Raw genomic sequence first — 22,031 nt, 5'->3', positions numbered from 1 at the left:
CGCCGAGACATGACGGATGGTGTGCTTTTCGGCCGACGCTGGGCAACACTGGCGGGCCTGGGAACCGGGTTTGGAAGAGAGCAGGACAGCGAGTGGCTGGATCGACACGGGCGAGAAAGAGCAGCGGAGGTGCGGGCGGCACCCGACGACTGGTGATCGTCGAGTCGCCCACGAAGGCGCGCAAGATCGCCTCGTACCTCGGCAGCAACTTCGTCGTGGAGTCCTCCAGGGGACACATCCGGGACCTGCCGCGCGGTGCCGCCGACGTTCCCGCGAAGTTCAAGGGCCAGGCCTGGGCCAGGCTCGGCGTGGACGTAGACCACGGCTTCGAGCCGCTCTACGTGGTCTCCGCCGACAAGAAGTCGCTGGTCACCGAGCTCAAGGAAGCGTTGAAGGACGTCGACGAGCTCTACCTCGCGACAGACGGTGACCGCGAGGGTGAAGCCATCGCGTGGCACCTGCTGGAGACGCTCAAGCCCAAGGTCCCGGTCCGCCGGATGGTGTTCCACGAGATCACCGAGTCCGCGATCCAGGCCGCCGCCGCCAACCCCCGTGACCTCGACCAGGACCTGGTCGACGCGCAGGAGACCCGCCGCATCCTCGACCGCCTCTACGGCTACGAGGTCAGCCCGGTGCTGTGGAAGAAGGTCATGCCGAAGCTTTCGGCAGGCCGCGTGCAGTCCGTGGCGACGCGTCTGGTCGTGGAGCGCGAACGCGAGCGTATGAAGTTCGTCTCGGCGAGCTACTGGGACATCTCCGCGCAGATGGACGCCGGTGAGCAGGCCACGCCGCGCCAGTTCGGCGCGCGTCTCGTCGCCGTCGACGGCACCCGTCTCGCCACCGGCCGCGACTTCGGCTCGGACGGCAAGCTGACCGGCAGGGCCGACGTGGTCGTGCTGGACGAGGCGCAGGCCAGGGCCATCGCGAACGGTCTGGAGAACGCGCCGGTCAAGGTCTCCTCGGTCGAGGAGAAGCCGTACTCGCGCAAGCCGTACCCGCCGTTCATGACCTCGACGCTGCAGCAGGAGGCGGGCCGCAAGCTGCGGTTCTCCGCCGACCGCACGATGCGCACGGCGCAGAAGCTGTACGAGAACGGCTACATCACCTACATGCGTACCGACAGCACGACGCTGTCGGAGACCGCGATCAACGCGGCCCGCACGCAGGCCACGGACCTCTACGGCGCGCAGTACGTCTCGGACAAGCCCCGGCAGTACACACGCAAGGTCAAGAACGCGCAGGAGGCCCACGAGGCGATCAGGCCGGCCGGAGAGGTCTTCCGCACGCCCGGTCAGGTGGCCGCCGAGCTCGACTCCGACGAGTTCAAGCTCTACGAGATGATCTGGCAGCGCACCATCGCGTCCCAGATGGCCGACGCGCGGGGCAACACGACCAGCATCCGCATCCTGGGCCGTGCCGCGACGGGCCAGGAGGTCACGTTCGCCGCGTCCGGCCGCACGATCACGTTCGCCGGCTTCCTCAAGGCCTACGTCGAGACCGTCGACGCCGAGGCCGGTGGCGAGTCCGACGACGCGGAGTCGCGCCTGCCGCAGCTCGTCAAGGACCAGGACCTGACGATCGCGGAGCTGTCCGCGGACGGCCACACCACCTCGCCGCCCTCGCGCTTCACCGAGCCGTCGCTGATCAAGACGATGGAGGAGCTCGGCATCGGCCGTCCCTCCACCTACTCGTCGATCATCAGCACCATCCAGGACCGCGGCTACGTGTGGAAGAAGGGCGCCGCGCTGGTCCCGTCCTGGGTCGCGTTCGCCGTGGTCGGCCTGCTCGAAGGCCACTTCGGCCGCCTCGTCGACTACGACTTCACCGCCGCGCTCGAGGACGAGCTGGACGGCATCGCCGCCGGTCGCCAGCAGCGCACCACGTGGCTCTCCGGCTTCTACTTCGGCGGCAGCGTCGGTCCCGACGGCTCGATCGGCCGTTCCGGCGGCCTGAAGAAGCTGGTCGGCACGGGTGTCGAGGACATCGACCCGCGCGAGGTCAACTCGATCCCGCTGTTCAGCGACTCCGAGGGCCGCACGGTCGTCGTCCGCGTCGGCCGCTTCGGGCCGTACCTGGAGCGCGAGGTCGACGGCGCCGCGCAGCGCGCGAACCTGCCGGACGACCTGCCGCCGGACGAGCTGACCGGTGAGATCGCCGAGAAGCTGTTCTCGACGCCGCAGGAGGGCCGGTCGCTCGGCACCGACCCGGTCTCGGGCAACGAGATCGTGGCCAAGGAGGGCCGCTTCGGCCCGTACGTGACCGAGGTGCTGCCCGAGGCGGCGGAGAACGGCTCGTCGAAGGCGAAGGCGCCGAAGCCGCGCACCGGCTCGTTGTTCAAGTCGATGTCGCTGGACTCGGTGACGCTGGAAGACGCGTTGAAGCTGCTCTCGCTGCCGCGCGTGGTCGGCAAGGACCCGGAGACGGGCGCCGAGATCACCGCGCAGAACGGCCGCTACGGCCCGTACCTGAAGAAGGGCACGGACTCGCGGTCGCTGACCGACGAGTCCCAGATCTTCACCGTCACGCTCGAAGAGGCGCTGAAGATTTACTCCGAGCCGAAGAAGCGCGGTCGGGCCGCCGCCGCGCCGCCGCTGCGCGAGATGGGCAACGACCCGGTGTCCGGCAAGCCGATGGTGATCAAGGAGGGCCGCTTCGGCCCGTACGTCACCGACGGTGAGGCGAACGCGTCGCTGCGCAAGACGGACAGCGTCGAGTCGATCACCGACGAGCGCGCGGCCGAGTTGCTGGCCGAGAAGCGCGCCAAGGGACCGGTCAAGAAGAAGGCTCCGGCCAAGAAGCCGGCGGCGGCGAAGAAGCCTGCCGCCAAGAAGGCCCCGGCCAAGTCCAAGAGCTAGCGGTCAGCAGGAGGAGGTGGCGGTGCCGAGTTCCGAGTTCGGTCCGGACGGGACGCAGGCCCCGCCGCCTCCCCGGCTGTTCTCCGACCCGCTGTCCGGGCTGGTGACGGCGGAGACCTGGATCGCTCCCCAGTGGGCGTCGTCCCAATGGACGTCTTCGCAGTGGGCGTCTTCGAGGTCACGTGTGTCGGTGCCGACACCGCCGGCGCCGACCGAGGAGATGCGTCAGGCCATCTACTCGCAGATGCAGCAGGAGCAGCGGCGACCGCGCGGCCGGACGCAGCGAGCGCACCAGCAGGTGCCGCCGCCGTTCGCACAGCCCTACCAAACGCCTGGAGCGCAACAACAACAGCCGGCCAAACCCGCGAACGGGGTGGCCGCGTTCATCGGCTGCCTGATCGTGGTCGGATTCTTCGTGCTGGTCCTGCTCGGCATTCTCGGAGCGATCTTCAGCTAGCAGTGCTGAGAGTCCGGCGTCCTGACTCACCACATCCGGTTACGCTGATCGCACGGGAGTGTCGATTAGGGGTGACTGAAATTCAGGACGCGGACACGCAGGTGACCGGGGCCGGCCAGACGGGGCAGGCCCAGTCCAGCGTGTCCACGGTTCACCGGCTTCGCTCGGTGCTGGCCATTAGGCCGTTCCGGCGACTTTGGCTCGTCACCTATCTGTGTAGCGTTGGTGACTGGCTGTCACTGCTCGCGTTGACCGGTCTGGTCTCCGAGATGATGAACAGCTACCAGTGGCAGTCGTTCGCACTGTCGCTGGTCGTGCTCACCCAGCTGCTGCCCGGCATCCTCTTCGCGCCCATCGGTGGCGTGCTCGCGGACAAGTTCGACCGCCGCAAGGTGATGGTGGTTTGCGACGTCCTGCGCGGGTCGTTGTTCATCTCGATCGCGCTGATCGGGTCCCCGATCTGGCTGTTCGTCGCGAACTTCCTGGTCGGCTGCTGCGCGATGCTGTGGATCCCGGCCAAGGAGTCGGCGGTCCCGAACCTGCTGCGCCGCCCCGACCAGGTGGAGTCGGCGAACCAGCTCGGCCTGGTGATGACCTACGGCATCTCCACGATCAGCGGTTTCGGCCTGTACTCGCTGATCGCGGGCATCCCCGGCTATCTGAACCTGCAGGGCGGCAACCTCGAGTTCCGCATCGCGACGATCGCCGTGATCATCAACGGCCTGCTGTACTTCACCTCCGCCATCCTGATCGCGACCCGGCTGCCGGAGCTCTCCGGCCGCGTCGACTCGTCGCGCAAGAAGGCCGAGGACGCCGACAAGCCCGGCTTCGTCGCGATGTTCCGCGACGGCGTGAGGTTCGCCGCCGCGACCCCGCTGGTCCGCGGCCTGGTCATCGGCATGATCGGCGCGTTCGCCGCCGCCGGTGTCGTGATCGCGACGGCGAAGCTCTACGCCCAGTCGCTGCTCGGTGGCGCCTCGACGTTCGGCCTGCTGTTCGTGGCCGTGTTCCTCGGGCTCGCCGTGGGCATGGCGACCGCGCCGAGACTGGCCCGGCGGCTCGCCTACAACCGCCTGTTCGGCGTCACGATCGTGCTGGCCGGCATCGCGCTGGTGCTGGTCGCGGTGGCCCCGCACCTGTGGATCGCGCTGCTGACGGTGGCACTGGTCGGCGCGTGCGCGGGCGTGGCGTTCCTGACCGGCCTGACGATCGTGGGGTCGCAGGTCGAGGACGAGATGCGCGGCCGCACGGTCGCGCTCATCCAGTCGCTGCTCAAGGTCGTGCTGTTCGGCGCCTCGGCCGGCGCGCCCCTGCTCGTGGCCTTGCTGCAGAAGCGCGAGGTCAGCGTGTTCGGCCACCCGATGGAGGTCGACGCGACCCGCCCGGTGATGCTCGGCGGCGCCGCGATCGCGATCGTCCTCGGCCTCGTCGCGTACCGGCAGATGGACGACCGCCGCGAGGAGCCGGTCCTGTCGTCGCTGTTCGCGGCCTTCCGCGGCCGCCGGCACACCACAGGTCTCCTGATCGCGGTCGAGGGCGACACCCGCGAGGACACGTCGGTGCAGGCCCGCCGCCTGGCCGCCGCCCTGCGCGCCGAAGGACTCGACGTACTCCTGGCCGCCGACCCCGAACACGACGAACGCCGCCTGCGCACGATGCTGTCCTCCGCCGAACTGGCCGGAGTGCGCGCACAGGCGCTGGTCGCCGCCGCCGTCCGCGCGGACGTCGTCGAACGGCAGGTGCGTCCCGCACTGGACGGAGGCTCCGTCGTCGTGATGGAGCGCTACGTCGACTCGCCGCTGGCGCACTTCACCGCGACCAGCGAGTTGGAACACCAGGAGCTCGAAGGCCTGGTCGACTGGGCGACGGGCCGGCTGCGGCCGGACCTCACGATCCTGCTGGACCGCCCGGTCACCGACGGCAAGAGGATCGGCCTCGAACACCACTGGCGCGTGCAACGACTGCTGAGCGAGATGGCCGCCGCCGACCCGGACCGCTACGTCGTGGTCGAGGCCGAGGGCGACGCCGACGAGGTGGCCGACCGAGTCCGCTCCGCCGTCCTGCCGCTGCTCGCGACCCGCAGGCGCGCGGTCCCCGAAGCCGCCGTCTGACTGCCCGCTGGAAGACTGCACCCATGAGCGTGTGGGACGAGGTGGTCGGCCAGCCCGACGCGGTGGCAACCCTGTCCGCGGCCGCCGAGGCCGCTGCCGTGATCGTCGCGGGCGGCAAGCCGGCCCCCGGCGTGATGACCCACGCCTGGCTCTTCACCGGCCCACCCGGCTCCGGCCGTTCCTCGACCGCCCGAGCGTTCGCCGGCGCGCTGCAGTGCGCAGTGACCGACGACCGGCCAGGTTGCGGCGAATGCAACGGCTGCCGCACTTCGTTGCACGGCACGCACGCCGACGTACGGGTAGTGGCCCCCGAGGGCCTCTCGATCTCGGTTGCCGAAATGCGGTCCCTCGTCCAGATCTCCGCGCGCCGCCCCACCTCGGGCCGGTGGCAGGTGGTGATCATCGAGGACGCCGACCGGCTGACCGAAGGCGCCGCGAACGCCCTGCTGAAGGCCGTCGAGGAACCGCCGGAGCGAACGGTCTTCCTGCTGTGCGCGCCCTCGGACCACCCCGACGACGTGTCGGTGACGATCCGCTCGCGATGCCGCCTGGTCTCACTGGGCTCGCCCCGCCCCGCCGCCATCGCGTCGGCGTTGGAGACCGTGGACGGGGTCGCGCCGGAGATGGCCCAGTGGGCAGCGTCGGTGTGCGGCGGCCACGTCGGGCGGGCCCGGAGGCTGGCCTCCGACGAGCAGTCCCGGTCCCGCCGCGAGTCCGTGCTGCGGATCCCGCTGGCGCTGCGCAAGCCCGCTGACGTCTTCACCTGCGCCGACGAGCTGATCAAGGCCGCTGAGGACGACGCGTCCACCGCCAACGAGGCTCGCAACGATGCCGAGCGGGAGGCGCTGGAGACCGCGATGGGCGCCGGTGGCACGGGGAAGGGGACGGCCGCCGCGACCCGTGGGGCCAAGGGTGCCTTGAAGGATCTGGAGAAGCGGCAGAAGTCCCGGGCCACGCGGACGCAGCGTGACTCGCTCGACATGGCCTTGGTGGATCTGGCCGGGTTCTACCGGGATGCGCTGGTGACGAAGACCGGGTCCGAGGCTGCGCTGATGCACCCGGACCGGGCCGGGGATTCCCGGACGGCTGCCGCTCAGTGGTCGCAGGAGTCGATCCTGCGGCGGTTGGAGGCGGTGCTGGCCTGCCGGGAGGCGATCGAGGTCAACGTGAAGCCGCGGATCGCCGTCGAGGCGATGGTGACGACGCTGCACCGGGGGTGACCCGATGTCCCGGCGTGCTGTCAGGTCGTTGCTGGTCGGGCCGGACCGGTTCATCTGGTCGGTTCGCCACTCGCACGAGAGCGGCTGCCGTGAAGTGGTGCGACTGCGACGTGAGGGTGCGCCAGGACAGCTGGTGGTCGTGTTCCAGGCCGGCGATGGTCACCTCGTCGCGGACGGGTTCCTGCACGCCGGCGAGGTGCAGCACGCCGACGGGCGAAGCCTGAACCTCAACCGGCCGGGGGTCGTCCGCGCGCTGCTCGACGAAGCCTCGGCCCGCGGGTGGCACGCCGGGGCGAGGTTGGAACTCGACGGCTGGGAGTTGTTAGGCACCTGACCAAGGGTCGGCGTGCTGCCTGATCAACCAGGTCGGCGTGCTGCCTGATCAAGATCTCGAGTTGTCCACAGATTGCGACGCTTTGACCTGCGGAAACGCCTGGCGGGCTAGGCTGTGGACAGCCGGGAACCCAAAGCGAATTTCAAACGTTCCGCAAGGTAAGGAAGCGCGGGTGGCCGGGTCGGTCGGCGGCAGGGCCGTCGCCCTCGGTAGACACAGCCCGTCTCACCCAGACCGGTCTGCGCCGGCAGGTGGGGCGATAGTGAACGGCGTCATCGCCGTCCCGCGGCCGACGCCCCCGCCCGGCTGGACGCCGCCCTGGCCGGCAGCGCGGCCACGAGCACCACGCCCGCGAGCAGCAGTGCCGTGCCGGTCCAGAACAGCGGGATCGCCTGGTACGCGGCGTTGGTGTAGGCGAGCGCCGGCGCCTTCGGAGGTGCCGCCTGCCCACCGGGCTGCTGTGGCGCGTTCGGCTGGGTCTGCGGCGGCTGCGAGGTCCCGCAGACCACACCGCCCTGCGGCGCCGCGGCCCGGACGATCTGCTCGCCCAGCGAGATCTGCGCGAGCGCCGTCGGCAGGTTCGGCAACTTGAGCTTGTCCGTCGGCAGGAGCTGCACGTCGAGCATCCGGGCCGTGGCGCCGAGCTGGAAGCCGCTGAACCCGTTGCCCGTGAAGCTCGCCTTCTTCTCGTTGAGCCCCGCGATCTGCAGCTTGATCACGACCAGGTCCAGCAGCAGCGGGATGTCCAGCGTCGGGTGCGCGGCGTCCAGCGTGCCGAGGTCCTTGCCGTTCTGGCTGACCTTCAGCACCGGTGCCGTGTAGGTGATCTTCGAGGTCTTCTCGTCCCCGGTCGCCGTGGCGGTGAGCGTCGGCGGGCTCGCGACGTCGATCTTGATGCCGCCCGCCAGCTCGACGCTGACCGCGCGCATCGTGGACGTCGACTCGACCGCCTTGTTCTTGCTGCCCGGCAGGTCGACCAGCCTGACGACGGAACTCGCCTCGAAGGTGTCCGGGACGCTGAGCAGGCTGGTCTTCGCGGGCAACGGCACCTCGGCCGGCAGCGCGCTGAGGACCTCGAGGCCCGCCAGCGAGGTCTTGGCCGTGGCCAGAGGGCTGATGCACGGCCCGAGCTTGTCGTCCCACCGCGCGTGCACGCTGCCGTTGAGCGCCCGGAGCGTGCCCAGCGGCGTCTCCGGAATCGGCAGTCCGCCGTTGGTCGGCTGCGGGTTGTCCGGAATCGCCGTCTGCACCAGTGTGCCCGGCGACTGCGGCGACCGGCCCGCCACCGCGAACCCGAACGGGTTCGCCTGCGTCACGACCCGCTCGGTGGCCAGGAACGCCTCGGTGTTGACCTGCGCGCTCGCCAGCCCCAGCCCGAACTCGGTGACCGACTGCTTCGGCAACTGCTCGCCGAGGCCCGGCAGGATCGTGTTCGTCGGCACCCCCTGCGGCCCGAGCCGGACGACGCTCAGCCCGGTCCCCGCGTCGCCCACCGCGTGCGCCAGCGGCTGCGGCCCGTTCGGCGACGACGCGGGAGGCTGGCTCGGGTCACGCGGCCCCGGCACCGGAGTGGTCGGAGGCTGCGCGAGCGCCGGCGCCGCGACGAGCGCGAGCAGCAACCCGGCCAGCGGCACGGACATCGAACGGCGCATGAACCTCTCCCCGGCGGTTAGGAGGCCGTGACGTCGGTCACGGTCCGTACAACGATGCCGACCCCCGTGAGTAACGCGCTTGCGGGTCGGTTATAGTTGTCGCGTCTCGCCGCCTTAGCTCAGTCGGCCAGAGCGGCTCACTCGTAATGAGCAGGTCATCGGTTCGATTCCGATAGGCGGCTCGGTGAGACGGAAGGGCCAGGTCATTCGCTGACCTGGCCCTTCTGCTATTTCGTGGTCCCCGCCGGTGCCGCGTCGCAGCTAACCAATGCGTTCTCCAGCGCCGTGCGTTCCGCCGGAGCCACCGACAGCCCGTAAGCCGCTTTCACCGTCACATACATCCGCCCGTAGGAACACGAGTAACCGGCGTTGGGCGGCATCCACTCGTCGGGCGTCTTGTCGCTCTTCGACTGGTTGACCTTGCTGGAGACCGCCACGAGGTTGCGCAGGTCGTTGGCCGCCGCCAGCCGCCGGTCGGGAGCCCACGTCGCCGCGCCGCTGCGCCACATCTCCGCCAGCGGGACCACGTGGTCGATCTGGATCTTCGACACGCTGGTGACGCGCGAGCCGGTGTAGGGGTCGTCGAGCGTGCCCGACTGCACGCCGCAACGGCCCGGTTTGCGGGTGACGCCGGTCAGGTCGCGGGCCAGCACCTGGCTGCGCTGGTCGCAGCCGTCGCCGTCGGTGTCGAACCACGGCTGCCCGAAGACGCACGCCTTGTCGTCCGAGCAGTCGCGCACGTAGCCGTCGAGCCGGCCCGGTTGTGCCAGCGGCAGGGCCGCGAGAGAGGTGCGTGCGGCAACGGCGTCGAGGGTGCCGGTCGGTACCCGGTCCACCTGCGGGGCAGGCGACAGGGGTATCGCGGCACAGCCGGTCAGCAGGATGATCAGCAGCAACCAGCGCATGCGCGGGAGTTACCCGGTACAAAGGGCGTGATGGCCGCTCAACGGCGTAACTCTGGGCGCTGTCCTGCGAACGTCCGGCCGGACGAGATGGGCCTCTGCGGCGGTGACGGGTTCAGGTTCGGCATGCTTACCATGGCTGGCGCTCGCGCTGCTGGAGGAGGTCGTCGACGGGTGGGTCGCATGAAGTTCGTCGCGGCGCTGGCCGCTGTGCTGCTGGCCGTCACCTCGTGCTCGAGTGAGCCGGAGCCACCGCCGCGGGAGTTGCCGCCGGTCGGCGCGCAGTTCGACTACCAGCTCGGCGGGACGTACCAGCCCGACGTGCCGGTCAAGATCGTCATGCGGGACCGGAGCAAGTTCGCGGACGGCCGGCGCTACAACATCTGCTACCTCAACGCCCTGCAGACCCAGCCCGACCCGATGGAGGGCGGGCTGAGCTGGTGGAAGCAGCACCACGGCGACCTGCTGGTCAAGAAGCCGAACGGCGACGTCGTGATCGACGAGGAGTGGAACGAGGGCGTCCTCGACGTCTCCACCGACGACAAGCGCCGCAGGATCCTCGACATCCAGAAGAAGTGGATCAAGGACTGCAAGACGGCCATGTTCAAGGGCGTCGAGCCGGACAACCTCGACTCCTACACGCGGGCCGAAGGGGCGTTCGACCTCAACGCCACCAAGGAGTTCATGAAGGGCTTCGTCAAGTACGCGCACGAGCAGGGCCTCGCCGTCGCGCAGAAGAACGTCGCCGAGCTGGGCACCGCGGGCAAGGAGGAGATCGGCTTCGACTTCGCGATCACCGAGGACTGCCAGGCGCTGGGCGAGTGCGGGTCCTACGCCGAGGCGTTCGGCGACCACTTCTTCCAGATCGAGTACACCGACGAGGGGTTCCGCAAGTCCTGCGCCGACCGCGGCGGACGGGTCTCGATCATCCGCCGCGACCGGAACGTGGTGCCGTACGGGCACGAGGACTACGTCTACGAGGTCTGCCCGCCCACCGTCTGATTGAGGAACGCCTGCCACTTCTCGGCCTGGCCGGTCGCGTCGCCGAAGAGGTGGTGGCCGACGGCGTTGGTGCCGTGGAACCGGTAGAGCCCCTCCGGGCCGCGCACGCCGAGGAACTCGTGCAGGTCGTGGCGCACGACGTAGTCGACGACGCCGGTGACACCGAACGGCTCCATCGTGACCTCGTCGCCCACCTGCGCGTCCTCGGGGATGCCGAGCGCCTTGAGCAGCACCGGCCAGTTGGCGGCGCCCTCGGGCTGCTCGGGCCACTGGGCGAACACGTAGGTGCCGGGCCTGCCCGCGAAGTGCCTGACGTACTCGGCGAGCGTGAAGAGGTACATGTCCCAGCCCTTCGACTGCTGGTCGACGAACTCGTCGCCCCAGCCGTCGGCGAGCAGGCCGCTGTGCACGAACCGCAGTACGGTCGAGCCCTGGCCGCGGCCCTCGATCAGGTACTCCATCGCGTGGAACGTGCCGTCCTCGCCCTTGTCGCCGGCGTAGGCGAGGCGCTTGCCCGGCTCCCACGCGGTGATCGTCGAGGCCTCCTGGAAGAAGCCCAGGTCGAGCGAGATGCGACCGTCCAGGCGCCCGTCGACGGTGTGTGGTCCCATGAACCACGAGTCGAGGCCCGGCCCGGTCGCGATGGCGTCCCAGACCTGCTCCGGGGTGCCGGCGATCTCGACTTCCTTTTCGATCTCGAACTCGCGGGTCACGACTCGTCCTCCTTGGCATCGTTGGCGGTGACGCTCGGGTGCAGGGCGACGACGACTCGGTGCGGACGCCCTCCTTCGGCCTGTTCGTCGTGGTATTTGGCGACCAGCTGCGTCATGAACCCGGCGAGCTCCTCGGCGAACGCCGCGCGGTCCGCCGCGCTGGCGAACCGGACCTCGCCGTCGAGTGCGAAGGTCGCGAGCCGCTTCTTCGCCCTGGTCGCGCCGGTGATCAACGTGCCGACGTCACGCACCAGCCTGGCCGAGACCGCGAGCAGCCACCGCGCGGACAACCGATCGGGTGAGCGCGCCGGGTCTGGCTGCACGGCCGCGAGCGCGGTCGGGGAGATGACGTAGGACGCGGCGGTCGCCTGCATCAGGCGTTCGTTCACGTTGCCCTTGCGCCGTTCCTCGACGAGCTCCACCAGGCCGTGCTGCTCCAGCGTGCGCAGGTGGTAGTTCACCTTCTGCCTGGGCAGGCCGACCTTCGCGGCGAGCATCGTCGCCGATCCCGGCTCTGCCAGCTCCGCGAGCAGTCTCGCCCGCACTGGGTCCAGCGACACCTCGGCCGCAGCCGGGTCCTCGATCACCGCCACTTCGAACATGGCCCCAGCGTCACACCGAAAACAAAATTAGTCAAGAACTCAGTTGCTGTCGGTGAGCTTTGCTCCACCTGGGTGGCGTTGGAGCCGGTACCGTAAGCGATGTCTCGATTGGTCGTTGCAAGTTCGCAACCCCTGAGGAGACGACATGATCATGATGTTGGTCCTGACCCTGCTGGCGCTGCCGTTCGCCCTGACCGCCGCCAACGTCGGTAGACGCAGGTGGGTCCGCAAGCGCGGGGTCGTCAGGGTGCGCGCCGAGCTCGACGCCTTCCACGCCGAGCTGGCACGTCAGGGGCTCAGTCACTTCTCCGGGCGCTGAAGCCCGCTCTGGAGGACGTCCGTCGACGGAGAGATCCGGGTGACGACGTCGCCGTAGCGGTCCAGCAGCGAGGCTGTGACCGTCTCCGGAGAGCCGAGGACGCAGAACGCGTCCAGCACCTCGTCCGTGATCAGCTCGCTCATCTCCGCCCACTGCTGCCGCCGTGACATGCGGTGCAGCTCCTCGTGCAGCGTGCCCCAGCCATGCAGGTCCAGCACCGGCTTGTACGCCGGTGTCGACCCGTAGAAGGCGATCCGCTGCTTGACGTCGGCGATCTCCTCGTCGTTCGTCGCGGTGAACACCGGGCCGCTGATCTCGAAGCCCTCCAACGTCTTTCCCGCCTTGGCGCGGCCGCGTTCGAGCGCCGGCAGCGTCACCTCGCGCAGGTACCGCTCGGTCGTGAAGTTGTGGCACAGGAAGCCGTCCGCGACCTCGCCCGCCACCTCGGTCATCCGCTCGCCGACGCCCGCGAGGTAGATCGGCGCGGTGCCGTGCGGGTTCGGGCCGGGGTCGAAGAACGGCGTCATCAGCGTGTGCTGGTAGAACTCGCCGCGGAACGCCAGCCGCTCGCCCGTCTCCCATGCGTGCCAGATCGCGCGGATGGCCAGCACGAACTCGCGCATGCGCGCCGCCGGCCGGCTCCACGGCATGGAGAAGCGCTTGGTGATGTGCGCTTCGACCTGCGAGCCCAGGCCGAGGTTGAACCGGCCGCGCGACAGCAGCCGCAGGTCGTTCGCCGTGGTCGCGACGGTCATGGGGTTGCGCGCGAACGCCACCGCGATCGCCGTGCCGAGCTCGATCCGCTCGGTCGCGGCGGCGGCGCCGGACAGCGCGAGGAACGGGTCGTGCTTGGTCTCGGCGAGCCAGAACCCGTCGTAGCCGCGGTCCTCCGCGCTCCTGGCGATGGACCCGGCGTCGGCCGGGGTGTAGTCGACGGCACTGCTGTCCAGTCTCATGCCGCAGAGGCTATTAGCGGTACCGGGACTCGCAGGCGATGCCGTTGCGGTTCGGGTCGAGTTCGACGCGGTAACCCGGCTGGCCCCAGTAGAGCGGTGCCGCGCCGGCCCGCCGGGCGTCGTCGCAGGTCGAGTAGAAGACGGGCCGCGGCCTCGGTTGCGTGGTCGGCTTCGGCTTCGTCGTGGTGGTGACCGGCGGAGGGGGAGGAGGCGGGGGAGCGGGCGTCTCGGTGACGTCCCTGCCGCCGCACGGCGTGCCCCACAGTCCCATCGGAACGCGCTGGGCGACCGCTTCCGCCTCCTTCTGCGCGGCGGTCGGGGTGCCCGCCGTGCGCCCGGCGCCGTTGCCCAGCGCGAGCAGCGCGTAGTCCGTGCCGTCCGAGAGGCTGAGCGCGCCGGTGGCCCGGTCGTAGCGCACCTGCTGGTTCAGCAGCATGCTGCGCGCGAAGCTCGTGGCAGCCTCCGCCCAGCACGGACCCGGCTGGGCGAGGCCGCTGACCTCGGCCTTCGACCCGTCGGACAGCATCACGGAGCGACCGTCGACGATCGAGGCGACGCTGATGTCCAGCTGGGCACGCGGGACCGACACCGACGTCGACGTAGATGCGGACACCGGCGCGTCCTCGACCGGTTTCTCCACGGCGACGGGCGTCGACTGCTGCACTTGTGCCGAGCACCCCGCGGTCAGCACGACCGCCAAGACCCCGCCCACACTTCTCCACCCCGACATGGCACCGAATAGTGCCCCTCGGGACGGAGTGTGGCCAAGGTTACGTATTTGGATCGGATCGGTTCACCGGTAGTCCGAACTGAAATACGGAGATCCGCAGTTCAGCGAGCCGGCTTCAACGTCCAGACGACGGTCATCTCGCCGGTGGTCACGCCCTCGGAGTCGGTGATCGTGACGGTGACCGGGAACTCGGGCCGCGTGCCGGACTCCAGTTCGGCCAGGACGTCGTCGGCGGAGCGCCCGAGAACGGCCTCGGCGCGCAACACGCCCATCGCGATCTTCTTGTACGCGATGTCCGCGCGGACGGCGAGTGGCGTGGCCTTGCCGAGATGCGCGGCGAACGCGGTCATCACGACGGCGCCGGACGCGGACTCACCGAGGCCGAACATCATCGCGGCGTGCGGCCCGCCGATGTGGTTGTGCAGCGTCTGGTCGTCCGGCAGCGACGCGACGACACGGCCGGCGGAGACCTCCTCGAACTCGATGCCGGTGGTCTTCACATACGGCACCGCCTGCTTCATCGCGTCGGCGACGAAAGACACGTCTTGGCTCATGAGACGGATGCTACCGACCAGTAACGCGAGCGGCTACCCGTCGGTAACAACTACTCGCCGCATCCCTGTCACTCCGCTGCGGAGTGAGACTCGGAACGCACTTGCATTCTGGTCGACGAGGATGGATGCTTGCACTTAGCAACTAGTTGGGTGATACAAGCAATGAGGTGTCTGATGGTCGATCCGGGCAGGTGCGTCAGCGCCGGTGTCGATGCCGAGCATGAGCTCGCGGACCGCGTCGGCATGGCAATGGTGCGGCTGAACAAGATGCACGCCCAGGTCACGCACCAGATGGCGAAGCAGGGCATGGACAAGTCGGCCTATGTGCTCCTCGTGACGCTCCTCGGTCTCGGGGAGTGCCGCTCGAACGCGCTCGCGGAGGCGGTGCTCTCCGACCCGTCCACGATCAGCAGGCAGGTGGCCGGGCTGGTGAAGGACGGGCTCGTGGAGAGGCGAGCCGATCCGGCGGACGGCAGGGCGAGCGTTCTCGTGGTCACCGAGGCGGGCCGTGAGTTGATCATGAACCGGCGCCGGCAGCGCAACGAGGCCATCAAGCGGATGTTCGACGAGTGGCCCGAAGAGGACTTCAAGACTTTCGCGGAGCTGTTCGAGCGCTTCGTCCAGGACTACGAGCGCACGGCTCCGACGTTCATGACCGACCGCGGGACGGGGACCCGCGCAGGAGGGGAAAGCAGAGATGTCACAAACAACTGAGGCGACAGCCACGCCGGGGAGTTCCCTGACGCATCGCCAGATCATGACGGTGCTGTCCGGCCTGATGCTGGGCATGTTCCTCGCGGCGCTGGACCAGATGATCGTCGCCAGCGCCATGAAGACCATCGCGGACCAGCTGCACGGCCAGACGGTGCAGGCCTGGGCGACCACCGCCTACCTGATCACCGCGACCATCACGACCCCGTTGTACGGCAAGCTGTCCGACATCTACGGGCGCAAGCCGATGTACCTCGCGGCGATCTCGCTGTTCCTGATCGGCTCGCTGCTCGCGGGCATCGCGACGTCGATCTACGAGCTGGCCGCGTTCCGCGCGGTGCAGGGCCTGGGCGCCGGCGGTCTGATGTCGCTCGCGTTCGCGATCCTGGCGGACATCACCTCGCCGCGTGAGCGCAGCAGGTACTCCGCCTACTTCATGGCCGTGTTCGGTGCGGCCAGCGTGCTCGGCCCGGTCGTCGGCGGCCTGTTCGCCGGTCTCGACTCGTTCCTCGGCATCACCGGCTGGCGCTGGGTGTTCCTCGTGAACGTCCCGATCGCGCTGATCGCGCTGGTCGTCGTCGCCCGCGTGCTGAACATTCCACACAAGCGGGTGAACCACCGCATCGACTTCGGCGGCGCGATCGCGCTGACCGTCGGCCTGGTGCCGCTGCTGGTCGTGGCCGAGCAGGGCAGGGAGTGGGGCTGGGCGTCGCCGATCTCGATCGCGATGTACGTGATCGGTGTGCTCGGCGTGGTGGCGTTCGTGTGGGTCGAGCGCCGCATGGGCGACGAGGCGCTGCTGCCGCTCCGGCTGTTCCGCTACCAGACGTTCGCGCTGGGCAACGCGATCTACTTCGTGCTCGGCATCGGCATGTTCGGCGGCATGGTCTCCATCCCGCTGTACCTGCAGATCGTGAAGGGCGTCTCGCCGACCGTGGCGGGTCTGATGCTGCTGCCGATCACGGTCGGCATCACGCTCGCGACGACGATCGCCGGCCGCGTGACCTCGCGAACCGGCCGCTACAAGATCTTCCCGATCATCGGCTCCGCGCTGCTGACGCTTGCGCTGTTCCTCTTGAGCGGCATCGGCACGGACACGCCGAACTGGCTGGTCATGATCTACATGTTCGTCATGGGTGCCGGCCTCGGCCAGTGCATGCAGACGCTGATGCTGGCGATCCAGAACGAGTCCGAGCCGCGGGACATGGGCGTGACGACCGCCTCGGCGACGTTCTTCCGCCAGATCGGTGGCACCGTCGGCACCGCGGTGTTCCTGTCGATCCTGTTCAGCACGGTAGGCGACAAGATCGCGTCCAGCCTCCGGGCGGCACTGCAGACCGACGCGTTCAACACGGCGTTGCGGCAGAACCCGGAGTTCGCGCAGACGTTGCAGAACGGGGCCGGTGTGGACATCAACAACACCGAGTTCCTCAACACCCTCGACCCGGTGCTGGCGCGGCCGTTCCTCGACGGCTTCTCCAGCGCGATCAGCCTGGTGTTCCTCACCGGCGGGATCGTGATGATCGTGGCGACGGTCCTCGTGTGGTTCCTGCGCGAGAAGCCGCTGTCGACCAGGTCGGGCCTGGAGCGGGTCGCGGACGCCGAGGCCATCGCGGTCTAGGTTCGGAATACACAAAGTGGGGGTCGCTGCGTGCGGCCCCCACTTTTGCCGTGTGCTTCAGTGGTGCACTTCGCCGTTCGCCTCGGCGTCCTTCAGACGCTGGTAGGAACGCTTGATCTCGGCCTCGGCCTCGGTGCGGCCCACCCAGGTCGCGCCCTCGACGCTCTTGCCCGGCTCCAGGTCCTTGTAGACCTCGAAGAAGTGCTGGATCTCCAGGCGGTCGAACTCCGCCAGGTGGTGGATGTCCCGCAGGTGCTCGTGGCGCGGGTCGTAGGCCGGGACGCACAGAACCTTGTCGTCGCCGCCCTTCTCGTCGGTCATGCGGAACATGCCGATGGCACGAGCCGCGATCAGGCAGCCGGGGAACGTCGGCTCCTGGACGAGGACGAGGGCGTCCAGCGGGTCGCCGTCCTCACCCAGGGTGTTCTCGATGAACCCGTAGTCGGCGGGGTACTGCGTCGACGTGAACAACGTGCGGTCGAGGCGGATGCGGCCACTCTTGTGGTCCACCTCGTACTTGTTGCGCACGCCCTTGGGGATCTCGATCAGGACGTCGAACTCCACTGGTCCTCGCTCATGTAGCCCATTCGTGACTTCACTAGTGTGGACCACGACGCCCTGTCAACCCTCATCGGAGCCGCGGCTGGAGGGTGTGAGATTGCCCGTACCGAGCTGACGGAGGCCCTCTTGCCGGACGAGCCCCAGTGGCCGACCGAGGACGACGACGCCGAGTCCACCGAGGCCCCATTCTCGCCAACACCGCAGGTCAGCCGACCTCCCGTCGATCAGCCGACGATGCGGTTCCCGGTGGCGCCCGTGCTGTCGGCTCCGTCCATTCAGGAGCCTTTGCACTCGTCGCCGGTCCGTTCCGTTCCGGACGGTGCTGGTTCGGGGTCTGGCGGGCCGGGCGGGCTTTCTGGCAGCTCAGACGGGTCTTCCGGCGGAAAAGCGGGTGGGAAGTCTCACGCGGGGATTGGTCCAGACGTCGGCCAACCTCAGGCGGTTTCGGGTTCGGTCGCCGAGACGGACCGCACGACGGCTGACCTCGGGCAGGCCGAGGCGCCGCGCGCGCTGCCGGTGAGGATCGCGCCCGCGGTTGAGTCGAAGGGCGACCAGACCCGCGTCGTGGCGAGGCCTGATGTTGGGTCCGGCGGTGCGTCCGAGTCTGGCGTTGCGCCCAGCTCTGGCGACGCGCCCAAGCCTGCCGGTGGCTCCAGGCCCGACGGTGTGTCGAGGCCGGAGGTCACGCCGCGGCCTGACGCCGTGTCGAAGCCTGAAGGTGCGCCGAGGCCTGAGGCAGCATCCCGGCCGGAAGTTGTCCACAGGACCGAAGTTGTCCACAGGCCGGACCAGAAAACGACAGAACTGTCGGTCCCACCTGGCAAAATTGAAATCGGGGGACCCCCTGGAGGGGACCCTCGCGCGAGCTTGCCGCCCAACGCCAAGACGGCCCGGGTCGACCAGCTGCCGAACCCGGACCAGTCGTGGTTCGACCGGCCGGTGAGGTCGGACCGCCAGGGGCAGGAACAGCGCCAGCAGCCGCAGCGAGCCGAAGCGCAGCGCCCTGAACCGCAGCGTCCCGAGCCGCAGCGCCTCGAGCCGCAGCGCCTCGAGCCGCAGCGCCTCGAGCCGCAGCGTCCCGAGTCGACGATGCGCGTCGACCAACTCCAGCGCCACGACCAACGGCGCCACGAGCCGCCTCGCCCGGACCAGTCGCGTCAGGACCAGCACCGCCACGACCAACAGCGCCACGACCAACAGCGCCACGACCAACAGCGTCAAGAGCAGCAGCGCCCCACACCGCCCCAGCGTCAGGAGCCCCAGCGCCAGGAAACCCAGCGCCAGGACTCCCACCCTCCGCGCCAGGAGCCGAAACCGGCCCACCACGACCTCCCCGTCACCGGCTACGACGAGGAGCCCGAGTACCGCCTCACCACCGACGAGCCCAAGAAGAGCCGCAAGCTGCTCGTCGCCCTCAGCCTGCTGGTCGTAGCGGCCCTCGCCGGCGCGACCATCTACGCGGTCAACGAGTTCGGCGGCTCCCAGGCCGTCGAGACCAGGCCCCCGGCCGCGCCGGTGAACGTCCAGCCGCTCGTCAAGGCCGTCACCGCGGGCGGCCCGACGCCCAGTCCGGCAGGTGTGCGGCAGGTGCTCGCCGGTCCGGCCGGCAACCCGCACCTCGGAACGCTCACCGGCAGCGTCATCGACCCGGCCAGCGGCGCCGTGCTGTGGCAGCAGGGCGACACCATGGCCACGACGCCGGCGTCGAGCCTCAAGATCCTCACGGCCGCTGCCGCGCTGCTCAGCCTCGAGAAGACCGACCGGCTGTCCACCAAGGTCGTCCAGGGCGCGGAGCCCGGCAGCGTGGTGATCGTCGGCGGCGGCGACCCCACGATCTCCGGCGTGCCCGGCCGGTCGGTCTACCCCGGTGCCGCGACGCTCGACGACCTCGTCAACCAGGTCAAGGCGAAGGGGCCGGTCACCAAGGTCCAGTTCGACCTGAGCCGGTACGTGGGTGAGGCGCTCGGGCCGCAGTGGGAGTCCGCGGACATCGCCGGCGGCTCGGTCGCGCCGATCGTGCCGTTCATGCTCGACGGCGGGCGGGTCGACCAGGCGAACATGAACGGCGTGCGGACCGGCAGTCCGGCCCAGGCGGCGGCGGACGCGTTCGCCCAACGCATCGGGGCTCCCGGTGCCACCCCCGGTGCGGCGCCGCAGGGCGGGCAGGTGCTCGGCGAGATCAAGTCCGCGCCGATCGAGCAGCTCGTCGACAACATGATGCAGATCTCGGACAACGTCCTCACCGAGGCGATCGCGCGTGAGGTCGCGATCAAGACGGGCAACGAGCCGTCGTTCGCGGGCGGGGTCAAGGCCGTGCGGGACGTGCTGACCAGGAACGGGTTCGACCTCTCCGGGACGAACTTCGTGGACGGCAGCGGGCTGTCGGCGACGAACAAGATCCCGGCCAAGGTGCTCACCGACGTGCTCACCGTCGCCGCCAAGCCGACGCTGGACGACTCGCGCACCGCGAAGCTGCGGTCGTTGCTGACGGCGCTGCCGGTGGCGGGCGGCAGCGGCACCCTCGAAGGCCGCTACGGCGGCGACGCGGCGCAGGGCAAGGGTTGGGTGCGGGCCAAGACCGGCACGCTCACCGGGGTCAACGCGCTCGCGGGCGTGGTCGTCGACGTGGACGGGCGGGTGCTCGTGTTCGCGTTCATGTCGGCCAGCGACCGCAACCCCGAGACCGAGGTGCGGCCCGCGCTGGACGTGCTCGCCGCCGCGTTGCGGGGTTGTGGCTGTTCGTAGCGGGGCGTGCGCAGGTAGCGTCGCAAGCGTGAACGGCGCGACGGAGGCAGAGCTCGGCCCGGTGGACTGGGACCTGGCGGTTTCGACCGCCGTGCGGCTGGTACGACCAGGTCCGGTGATCGGCAAGGACGAGGCTGACCACGTCGTCGGCAGACTGCGAGAGCTCGCGCCGCAGGCGGAGGTGCACGTCCGCGAGCTGACCGGCCTCGGTCAGGGGCTGCCGCTCCTGCCGGGTGAGGTCGTCGACCGGCCCGCGTGGGTGGCGGCCGCCGCGCAGGGCCTGGCCGCGCTGACGGGTGCCGCCATGCCGCGCCAGACCGGTCCGATGGCGAGCATCCTCGCGGGCACGGCCGGTGTGCAGGCCGGCGTCGTGATGGCGTTCCTGTCCTCACGGGTGCTCGGCCAGTACGACCCGTTCAGCCCGAACGACCAGCTCGCAGGACGCCTGCTGCTCGTCGCGCCGAACATCGTTGGCGCGCAACAGGCTCTGGACGTCCCGGCGGACGACTTCCGGATGTGGGTGTGCCTGCACGAGTGCACGCACCGCCTGCAGTTCACCGGCGTGCCGTGGCTGCGCCAGTACTTCTCCGACCAGGTCACCGCACTGATGTCCGCAATGGACGAAGAGCGCGCGCCGCTGGCCGACGTGATCCGCGACTTCCGGCAGAAGCTGCGCGCGGGCGACGGTCCGATAGGGCTGATCGAGCTCGTCCAGTCGCCGCAGCAGAAAGCCGTGCTGGACCGGTTGATCGCACTGTCCACTTTGCTCGAAGGTCACGCGGACCACGTGATGGACGCCGTCGGTCCCACTGTCGTGCCGTCCGTCTCGACGATCCGCAACCGCTTCAGCGCGCGGCGCAAGGGCGGCGGCCTGCTCGACCGGATCCTGCGCACGGTGCTCGGCGTCGAGGCGAAGGTGCGCCAGTACGAGGAGGGCGCCCAGTTCACCGAGTACGTCGTGGAACGCGTCGGCATGGACGGCTTCAACGCGATCTGGACGTCCGCCGACACCCTGCCGACCCGCGTGGAGATCGCCGAGCCGATGAGCTGGCTGCGCCGCGTGTCGCCGTGAACGGACCGGTCGCCGAGATCAGGACGGCGGTCCGCAGGTTTCTCGACGAGGTGTGCCCGGACGCGGTGACGGTCGCGGTCTCCGGCGGCGCGGACTCGCTCGCGCTGGCCGCGTCCGTCGCACGGCTGGTGCCCGGCGCCTCGGCCGTCGTCGTCGACCACCAGCTCCAGCCCGGTTCGGCCGACGTGGCTCTGCGGGCGGCCCGGCAGTGTTCCGAGCTCGGCCTCGTGGCGCGCGTGGAGCCGGTGAGCGTGCAGGGGTCCGGCGGGCCCGAGGCGGCGGCCCGCAACGCCCGCTACGCCGCGTTGAGGCCCGCGAAGGGCGTGGTGCTGCTCGGCCACACCCTGGACGACCAGGCGGAGACCGTGCTGCTCGGCCTGGGCCGCGGATCCGGTCCGCGCTCCATCGCCGGCATGCGCGCGTACGACCCGCCGTGGGGACGCCCGCTGCTCGGCGTGTCACGAGCGGTCACCCGTGCGGCGTGCGAGGAGCAGGGCATCGAGGTGTGGGAGGACCCGCACAACGCCGATCCGTCGTTCACGCGCGTGCGCCTGCGTCACGAAGTGTTGCCGTTGCTGGAGGAAGTGCTGCAGGGCGGTGTCTCGTCGTCGTTGGCGCGCACGGCGGCACAGTTGCGTGAGGACTGTGACGCACTCGACTCTCTCGCGGAAGCCTTCGCCGGCGACTGCTGTGCCGTCGACGACATCGCCGAACTGCCCGCCGCACTACGACGCAGAGTGGTCAGATCGTGGCTCATCGACGAAGGCGTGCCGGAACTGTCCGATTCGCACCTGCGTCGTGTTGACGCACTGGTGAGTGAATGGCGCGGTCAGGGCGGTGTCTGGCTACCCGGCGGCTTTGTCGTGCGGCGCGCGCATGGCAGGCTCGTTGTGGAACCACAGTCTTAAGCAGAG

20 protein-coding genes and 1 tRNA gene are annotated in these 22,031 nt (G+C 69.6%); 13 read left to right on the top strand and 8 right to left on the bottom strand.

Annotated elements, in window-relative coordinates:
- Positions 1-92: 92 nt before the first annotated feature.
- The 5 genes from topA to ACRSBM_RS38550 all read left to right on the top strand — a co-directional run bounded on the left by topA (position 93) and on the right by ACRSBM_RS38550 (position 6,977).
- Positions 93-2,855 carry a type I DNA topoisomerase gene (gene topA, locus ACRSBM_RS38570; protein ID WP_434451659.1) on the top strand — a complete coding sequence of 921 codons (2,763 nt, stop codon included), beginning with the start codon at positions 93-95 and terminating at the stop codon, positions 2,853-2,855.
- A 22-nt stretch (positions 2,856-2,877) separates the two neighbouring features.
- Positions 2,878-3,312, top strand: a complete 435-nt coding sequence (locus tag ACRSBM_RS38565; protein ID WP_434451658.1) for a hypothetical protein — start codon at positions 2,878-2,880, stop codon at positions 3,310-3,312.
- Between the two features lie 71 nt (positions 3,313-3,383).
- The gene (locus tag ACRSBM_RS38560; RefSeq protein ID WP_434451657.1) at positions 3,384-5,423 is read left to right on the top strand and encodes a bifunctional MFS transporter/dTMP kinase; all 2,040 of its coding nucleotides are present in this window, start codon (positions 3,384-3,386) and stop codon (positions 5,421-5,423) included.
- 23 nt (positions 5,424-5,446) lie between these two features.
- A complete protein-coding gene (locus tag ACRSBM_RS38555; RefSeq protein ID WP_434451656.1) occupies positions 5,447-6,643 on the top strand; it encodes a DNA polymerase III subunit delta' in 1,197 nt (398 codons plus the stop codon).
- Between the two features lie 4 nt (positions 6,644-6,647).
- Positions 6,648-6,977, top strand: coding sequence for a hypothetical protein (locus ACRSBM_RS38550; RefSeq protein ID WP_434451655.1), 330 nt, complete (start codon positions 6,648-6,650; stop codon positions 6,975-6,977).
- Between the two features lie 272 nt (positions 6,978-7,249).
- Here the strand turns inward: ACRSBM_RS38550 and ACRSBM_RS38545 are convergent, their stop codons facing one another.
- A complete protein-coding gene (locus tag ACRSBM_RS38545) occupies positions 7,250-8,629 on the bottom strand; it encodes a hypothetical protein (RefSeq protein WP_434451654.1) in 1,380 nt (459 codons plus the stop codon).
- Between the two features lie 108 nt (positions 8,630-8,737).
- Here ACRSBM_RS38545 and ACRSBM_RS38540 point away from each other — a divergent pair.
- A tRNA-Thr gene (locus tag ACRSBM_RS38540) sits at positions 8,738-8,811 on the top strand.
- A gap of 45 nt (positions 8,812-8,856) precedes the next feature.
- On the opposite strand, the gene ACRSBM_RS38535 is transcribed toward ACRSBM_RS38540, so the two are convergent.
- On the bottom strand, positions 8,857-9,534 hold the full coding sequence (locus ACRSBM_RS38535) for an HNH endonuclease family protein (protein WP_434451653.1): 678 nt from the start codon (positions 9,532-9,534) through the stop codon (positions 8,857-8,859).
- A gap of 180 nt (positions 9,535-9,714) precedes the next feature.
- Between ACRSBM_RS38535 and ACRSBM_RS38530 the strand changes: the two genes are divergently transcribed.
- Positions 9,715-10,533, top strand: coding sequence for an endo alpha-1,4 polygalactosaminidase (locus ACRSBM_RS38530; RefSeq protein WP_434451652.1), 819 nt, complete (start codon positions 9,715-9,717; stop codon positions 10,531-10,533).
- On the opposite strand, the gene ACRSBM_RS38525 is transcribed toward ACRSBM_RS38530, so the two are convergent.
- Positions 10,506-11,246: an SRPBCC family protein gene (locus tag ACRSBM_RS38525; RefSeq protein WP_434451651.1), complete on the bottom strand. Its 741-nt coding sequence runs from the start codon at positions 11,244-11,246 to the stop codon at positions 10,506-10,508. The genes ACRSBM_RS38530 and ACRSBM_RS38525 overlap by 28 nt on opposite strands.
- The gene (locus tag ACRSBM_RS38520; RefSeq protein ID WP_434451650.1) at positions 11,243-11,848 is read right to left on the bottom strand and encodes an ArsR/SmtB family transcription factor; all 606 of its coding nucleotides are present in this window, start codon (positions 11,846-11,848) and stop codon (positions 11,243-11,245) included. The genes ACRSBM_RS38525 and ACRSBM_RS38520 overlap by 4 nt, the downstream gene beginning before the upstream one ends.
- A gap of 145 nt (positions 11,849-11,993) precedes the next feature.
- Here ACRSBM_RS38520 and ACRSBM_RS38515 point away from each other — a divergent pair, with 145 nt between their 5' ends.
- Entirely contained in the window at positions 11,994-12,167 is a 174-nt protein-coding gene (locus tag ACRSBM_RS38515) for a hypothetical protein (RefSeq protein ID WP_434451649.1), read from the top strand.
- On the opposite strand, the gene ACRSBM_RS38510 is transcribed toward ACRSBM_RS38515, so the two are convergent.
- The 3 genes from ACRSBM_RS38510 to ACRSBM_RS38500 form a co-directional block, all read right to left on the bottom strand.
- Positions 12,149-13,123, bottom strand: a complete 975-nt coding sequence (locus ACRSBM_RS38510) for a TIGR03617 family F420-dependent LLM class oxidoreductase (RefSeq protein WP_434451648.1) — start codon at positions 13,121-13,123, stop codon at positions 12,149-12,151. The two genes, ACRSBM_RS38515 and ACRSBM_RS38510, sit on opposite strands and share 19 nt — an antisense overlap.
- Positions 13,124-13,136: 13 nt before the next feature.
- Entirely contained in the window at positions 13,137-13,835 is a 699-nt protein-coding gene (locus ACRSBM_RS38505; RefSeq protein ID WP_434451647.1) for an excalibur calcium-binding domain-containing protein, read from the bottom strand.
- A 119-nt stretch (positions 13,836-13,954) separates the two neighbouring features.
- Entirely contained in the window at positions 13,955-14,407 is a 453-nt protein-coding gene (locus ACRSBM_RS38500; RefSeq protein WP_434451646.1) for a DUF4442 domain-containing protein, read from the bottom strand.
- Positions 14,408-14,581: 174 nt separating this feature from the next.
- On the opposite strand from ACRSBM_RS38500, the gene ACRSBM_RS38495 reads away from it, so the two are divergent.
- Positions 14,582-15,121 (top strand): MarR family winged helix-turn-helix transcriptional regulator, encoded by a 540-nt coding sequence (locus tag ACRSBM_RS38495; protein ID WP_434451645.1) that lies wholly within the window; start codon positions 14,582-14,584, stop codon positions 15,119-15,121.
- Positions 15,105-16,739 (top strand): MDR family MFS transporter, encoded by a 1,635-nt coding sequence (locus ACRSBM_RS38490; protein WP_434451644.1) that lies wholly within the window; start codon positions 15,105-15,107, stop codon positions 16,737-16,739. The genes ACRSBM_RS38495 and ACRSBM_RS38490 overlap by 17 nt, the downstream gene beginning before the upstream one ends.
- Before the next feature lie 57 nt (positions 16,740-16,796).
- Here ACRSBM_RS38490 and ACRSBM_RS38485 read toward each other — a convergent pair whose 3' ends face one another.
- Positions 16,797-17,303 (bottom strand): inorganic diphosphatase, encoded by a 507-nt coding sequence (locus ACRSBM_RS38485; protein ID WP_434451643.1) that lies wholly within the window; start codon positions 17,301-17,303, stop codon positions 16,797-16,799.
- 864 nt (positions 17,304-18,167) lie between these two features.
- Here ACRSBM_RS38485 and dacB point away from each other — a divergent pair.
- Genes dacB through tilS form a run of 3 tightly spaced genes read left to right on the top strand, consistent with a single transcriptional unit; the run spans position 18,168 to position 22,025 of the window.
- A complete protein-coding gene (dacB, locus tag ACRSBM_RS38480; RefSeq protein WP_434451642.1) occupies positions 18,168-20,045 on the top strand; it encodes a D-alanyl-D-alanine carboxypeptidase/D-alanyl-D-alanine endopeptidase in 1,878 nt (625 codons plus the stop codon).
- 28 nt (positions 20,046-20,073) lie between these two features.
- Positions 20,074-21,117, top strand: coding sequence for a zinc-dependent metalloprotease (locus ACRSBM_RS38475; RefSeq protein WP_434451641.1), 1,044 nt, complete (start codon positions 20,074-20,076; stop codon positions 21,115-21,117).
- On the top strand, positions 21,114-22,025 hold the full coding sequence (tilS, locus tag ACRSBM_RS38470; RefSeq protein WP_434451640.1) for a tRNA lysidine(34) synthetase TilS: 912 nt from the start codon (positions 21,114-21,116) through the stop codon (positions 22,023-22,025). The genes ACRSBM_RS38475 and tilS overlap by 4 nt, the downstream gene beginning before the upstream one ends.
- Positions 22,026-22,031: the final 6 nt, after the last annotated feature.

The organism is Lentzea xerophila (assembly GCF_051094245.1).
Taxonomy (GTDB): domain Bacteria; phylum Actinomycetota; class Actinomycetes; order Mycobacteriales; family Pseudonocardiaceae; genus Lentzea; species Lentzea xerophila.
Note: the sequence above shows the minus strand (reverse complement) of the source record. Positions and strands in the feature narration are given on the sequence as shown.

Bases quoted from the DNA above. Each gene is read 5' to 3' on its own strand.
- ACRSBM_RS38510 (WP_434451648.1), bottom strand. From the start codon at position 13,123: ATGAGACTGGACAGCAGTGCCGTCGACTACACCCCGGCCGACGCCGGG.
- ACRSBM_RS38555 (WP_434451656.1), top strand. From the start codon at position 5,447: ATGAGCGTGTGGGACGAGGTGGTCGGCCAGCCCGACGCGGTGGCAACC.
- ACRSBM_RS38495 (WP_434451645.1), top strand. From the start codon at position 14,582: ATGGTCGATCCGGGCAGGTGCGTCAGCGCCGGTGTCGATGCCGAGCAT.
- ACRSBM_RS38535 (WP_434451653.1), bottom strand. From the start codon at position 9,534: ATGCGCTGGTTGCTGCTGATCATCCTGCTGACCGGCTGTGCCGCGATA.
- ACRSBM_RS38550 (WP_434451655.1), top strand. From the start codon at position 6,648: ATGTCCCGGCGTGCTGTCAGGTCGTTGCTGGTCGGGCCGGACCGGTTC.
- ACRSBM_RS38545 (WP_434451654.1), bottom strand. From the start codon at position 8,629: ATGCGCCGTTCGATGTCCGTGCCGCTGGCCGGGTTGCTGCTCGCGCTC.
- ACRSBM_RS38520 (WP_434451650.1), bottom strand. From the start codon at position 11,848: ATGTTCGAAGTGGCGGTGATCGAGGACCCGGCTGCGGCCGAGGTGTCG.
- ACRSBM_RS38530 (WP_434451652.1), top strand. From the start codon at position 9,715: ATGAAGTTCGTCGCGGCGCTGGCCGCTGTGCTGCTGGCCGTCACCTCG.
- ACRSBM_RS38500 (WP_434451646.1), bottom strand. From the start codon at position 14,407: ATGAGCCAAGACGTGTCTTTCGTCGCCGACGCGATGAAGCAGGCGGTG.
- ACRSBM_RS38490 (WP_434451644.1), top strand. From the start codon at position 15,105: ATGTCACAAACAACTGAGGCGACAGCCACGCCGGGGAGTTCCCTGACG.
- ACRSBM_RS38515 (WP_434451649.1), top strand. From the start codon at position 11,994: ATGATCATGATGTTGGTCCTGACCCTGCTGGCGCTGCCGTTCGCCCTG.